This is a genomic window from Acinetobacter sp. YH16031 (assembly GCF_013417335.1).
Lineage (GTDB): Bacteria > Pseudomonadota > Gammaproteobacteria > Pseudomonadales > Moraxellaceae > Acinetobacter.
The window spans coordinates 1-3,969 of record NZ_VPED01000081.1 but is presented as its reverse complement, the minus strand read 5'-3'; the positions used below and the strand labels follow the sequence as shown (position 1 = coordinate 3,969).

The 3,969-nt window shown below is 38.9% G+C and carries 4 protein-coding genes; all 4 read right to left on the bottom strand.

Annotated elements, in window-relative coordinates:
- Positions 1–405 (bottom strand): replication initiation protein (locus FTV31_RS15815; RefSeq protein ID WP_180015645.1); only part of this gene is annotated, 405 nt, incomplete at its 3' end.
- Between the two features lie 255 nt (positions 406–660).
- Positions 661–939: a hypothetical protein gene (locus FTV31_RS15810; protein WP_179991719.1), complete on the bottom strand. Its 279-nt coding sequence runs from the start codon at positions 937–939 to the stop codon at positions 661–663.
- 14 nt (positions 940–953) lie between these two features.
- Positions 954–3,089: a hypothetical protein gene (locus tag FTV31_RS15805; protein ID WP_180015643.1), complete on the bottom strand. Its 2,136-nt coding sequence runs from the start codon at positions 3,087–3,089 to the stop codon at positions 954–956.
- Positions 3,079–3,612 carry a plasmid mobilization relaxosome protein MobC gene (gene mobC / locus FTV31_RS15800; protein ID WP_180015641.1) on the bottom strand — a complete coding sequence of 178 codons (534 nt, stop codon included), beginning with the start codon at positions 3,610–3,612 and terminating at the stop codon, positions 3,079–3,081. The genes FTV31_RS15805 and mobC overlap by 11 nt, the downstream gene beginning before the upstream one ends.
- Between the last annotated feature and the right edge of the window lie 357 nt (positions 3,613–3,969).

The following is a 3,969-nucleotide window of genomic DNA, read 5'->3' as shown; positions in this document are numbered from 1 at the left end:
CAAATGAGAATAACTGAGATCAGCACCCATTTTGAGTGCAAAAGCGTAGTAAATAGCTTGTGCGTACTTGATTGCTTTCACACTAGCAAACTCGCTTGTACAAAGCGGTATCTCAAGCTTGTAGCAGTGATGGCAATGACCGTTGATTGGGTTCTGTGTTGTCCAAAACGGCTGTGGCAAACCTGCGTCAAACCAGGATAAAGCGGAATCTTCTTTGTCATCATCAAAGACAAAGTAAATCGTCATAAGTGGCGGATTAACTTGAATATAGGGCTTTTTAACCGCAATAGATTTGGGACGAATAAGCATATAGCCTGGTTTTTCGTCCATACAATAAGGTTTAATCGGTAGGTCTTGATAAAAAATTGACCGAAAATCAGTGTCTTTTGCTTCACATTTATTCATTTATAACAGTAACCGCTTGCAAAGCTCGCAAACACTGCTAAAATTAAGACATATTCAGGTGTTTAATTTTTAGTGTTTTCAAGCATTTAAATTAAAATTCCGAAGAAAGACAGGACGGCAATCCTGTTTTTTTTCGCCTATGAAAATGTAGCACTATTTTCAGTAAAAGCATACTGCAGTAAAAACAGTGATTTAGAGATGCTTTTTTTTTCGAGTACAGCAATGTAAAACATTGCTACGCAGAAAAATAAAGGGTCATCTTCTACTTTTACGCTTGATCACGTTGAATGCTTGATTTAACTCAATCGGGTCATAGTTCAAGCTTTTACACAAAGTAAAAAAGTTTTGATTGTCCATTTTTTCATGACACCAATTTAGCTGTAACAGCCAATGTTTTTCTGCATTTAATTGTTCGCACACATCATGTAAATAAGACAAGTCTACATTTTCCATTTCAGAAAAAGTAAGCATTGCAGCATAAGCAACGTCACTGATTGATGATGTTTCAAAGTGCTCGCTAATATCTATTTTCATAATTTTTTCATCTCCTACATTGTGAATCCGTTGTCATTATTACGTTCAATAGCTTTTGTTTCAGGCTTCGCCTGAAATAACGGCTTAACTTCGTTTTCTTTTTTATCAAGATCATTTAAGCGATATTCGTTTGAAGTTCGTTCAAGTGAGAATGTCCGATTGAGCTTTTGTCGAGTGTCGTAATTCAGATGACAGCCTGATTTTTTCATATAATCAATAATGCGCTCATCATTGCGTATCATCTTGTTTACAATATCAATTTCATCTCTACTCAGCCCATTTTCATAGTGTTGATAGTGTCCTAGTTCTTGAAATTTGGTTTCGATGTAGTAAGCGACTTGCTCAATATTTCGATTCTTAAATGCTTCATGCTGACGTTCTGACCAAACAGCAATACGCTCCGCAGTCGGTGAGCGATAACCATTGTTTTTGAAATATCGAGTTAAATCAGTACAGGGCTTTGGCTTAATCACAACATTACTGAGTTGTCGTGCAATTAAATCAATGTGTTTAGTTGTTCGATCAAGTTGTTGACTGAAAGTTCTAGCTTCTGAAGCTTGTTGTTTAACTCGCTGACGTTGATTTCGTTGTCTGTTGCTGTATTCAATGATGATGCTGTCGAAAGTGCTTTCGTTAATTGCGATTGTGTGAGCTGTATATCGTCCAGAATTGGTTTTAGTTCTTGATTGATCTTGCTCTGCACTAATTTTTCGATGTTCGAGTTGTCCAGTACAGTAAGCAATTTCTCTTGCAAATGTTTTTGCGCTTGCATTGCGAATGTCTGTAAAGACTGCGACATATCTAGCTTTGGTACTTGGTTCATTTGCTGAATTAGTGCTGTGTTGCGCTGTTCTAAGTGCTCGATGTACTTCTTCTGCTCGTTGATACAAGTCTGCTGTAGCTCGTTCTGTTTCTGTAGCAAACTGACTTGCTGACTGATTAACTGCTTTAATTCGCTCATTTACTTCACCCATGAAATTATGATCAGGATTAGCAGTAATGCTGTACATGATACTGACAAAATTAGACTGATTTTCTGCTGTTGTTGCTGTGTCTGCTGTTGAGCTAAGCTCTGAATATTCAAACTTTCGGCTTGTTTCACTAAACTTTGTACCTGATTCAATAGCTCGGTTGATCTGTGCGTCAGCTTCTGCACTGATTCCTTTTGCTCTTGTGCGTTGTTGATCAAGTTCTGACAGCTCTGCTGTATTTCGTTGTCTATAAATTTCAATCGGGACCTGGTACTTGTCTGCAAAGAATCTAGCTCTTGATTCAGTTGCTCGTTGAAGTTTGTTATAGAGTTCATTAACTCGTTTTGCATCGACTTCATTTGCTCTTGATGCGCTTTGATCTGCTTCTGCTCTAGCTCGATTTTCTGCGTAAGCAGTGACATTGAATCCATCTTTATAAAACTCCCCTGCGAGCTTCACGGCTGTCTTATCACCGTGCAATTTGACTGAAATAGTGTCTTTAGCGTTTCGTGTGATGATTCCATATTCAGCAAGCGTTTGGACAACATCGTTACGGTCTTGAATCACGCCTGCGTTAATGCGCTGGGCAACGATTTTATTTAAAAGCTCTTTTTTTTCAGGCTTGGTTTTACCTGCAAAATTAATTTCAATGGCCGCCAATCTTTGGGAATGCGTGTGGTGCGGTAGCTGTACATCAGCTTTTAAAATGGCGAGGTCGTCAGGCTTGGACCAGGTGTATTTTTCGTTTAAATAATCTCTGAGTTTATCGAAGTATTTTTCGTGTCCGGGCGGAGCAATATTTAATGACTTACCTGTTCCAAGATCGACACGCGGCACCAAAACATGCACATGCTTTGAACCATCCTGAGCTACGTGTAGCACGGCATTCATGTGATAGCGTGTCGGGTCTAAATCAGCAAAAGCATGTTTTTCAAATTGATCTAATGTTTCTTGAATCTGTGCATCAGTCGGATTGTCTTGTTTTGACCAAGCGATTACTGCTGACGAATAGCGGTAATCAAAATCTAGGCTTTCAGTAATGGCAACAAATGTTTGTGCATCACCTCTGAGCGTCTGAATATCAGGACGCAAATCGCCTTTTGCATCTTTTTCAGCAAGTAAATAGCCAACCGCTTTGCGTGGACAGCCTTTCCCATGTTTCGTAAATTTAATGTGCATCGGTTTCGACCTCCACTAACTCAACGGCTTTGACTGCTCGGACTCTCGCATTCTCGATAGCGGTATCGGACATTGTTGTTTTTTTAATTTCACCAATCACGCTATGTATATCTTCTTGGATTGCTTGAAGCACTTGCAGACACTCGATAAAGCTAAATTCTTGAGTGAGATCCAACTCTTGTTGTTTGTCATTTTTAATTAGGTTCAAGGCTCTAGCACACTGATTCAGATTTGTACCGACTCGACCAAGTTCGAATAATACGGCTGGGTCTACTTTTGGTGGTGGTCGATGATGCTTTTTTTGTTTGAGTGGAAATGTGGGTTTCACATAGTTTTCAATTTCAACTAAATGAAATTCTGCACTAATCGCATTTTTAATTAGTCGATTGTTGAAGTCACTAAACTGTAAGTTTCTTTTCTCAAGAAAATCATCAAGCTGATTTTTTTCATCAACTGTCAGACGTAGACGTTTAACTTCTGATTTCGGATTGATCTTTTTAAATCTTGTTAAGTCATCATCCATTTTTACCACTCCCCTACTTTGGGTTTTTGGTTTTTGCTTTTGGGGGTTTGGGGGCGAAGCCCTCAACAAGACTTCTGTGCTACAACTTTTCGGAACTGCGTAGCAGGGCTGAAAATTGTAGCTACAGAGTAGGCTTGCTTAATTACAATAGCATCTTGAATTTGTAATAACAATGTTCGGTACGAATGTTGTTATACAAGTTCAAAGGCTATCTGTAATTGCGGTATTTGATGTTGAGGTATTTGATGTTGAGGTGTTTGGTGTTTGAGGTGTTTGGTGTTTGAGGTGTTTGGTGTTTGAGGTGTTTGGTGTTTGAGGTGTTTGGTGTTTGAGGTGTTTGGTGTTTGAGGTGTTTGG

Bases quoted from the DNA above. Each gene is read 5' to 3' on its own strand.
- FTV31_RS15810 (WP_179991719.1), bottom strand. From the start codon at position 939: ATGAAAATAGATATTAGCGAGCACTTTGAAACATCATCAATCAGTGAC.
- mobC (WP_180015641.1), bottom strand. From the start codon at position 3,612: ATGGATGATGACTTAACAAGATTTAAAAAGATCAATCCGAAATCAGAA.
- FTV31_RS15805 (WP_180015643.1), bottom strand. From the start codon at position 3,089: ATGCACATTAAATTTACGAAACATGGGAAAGGCTGTCCACGCAAAGCG.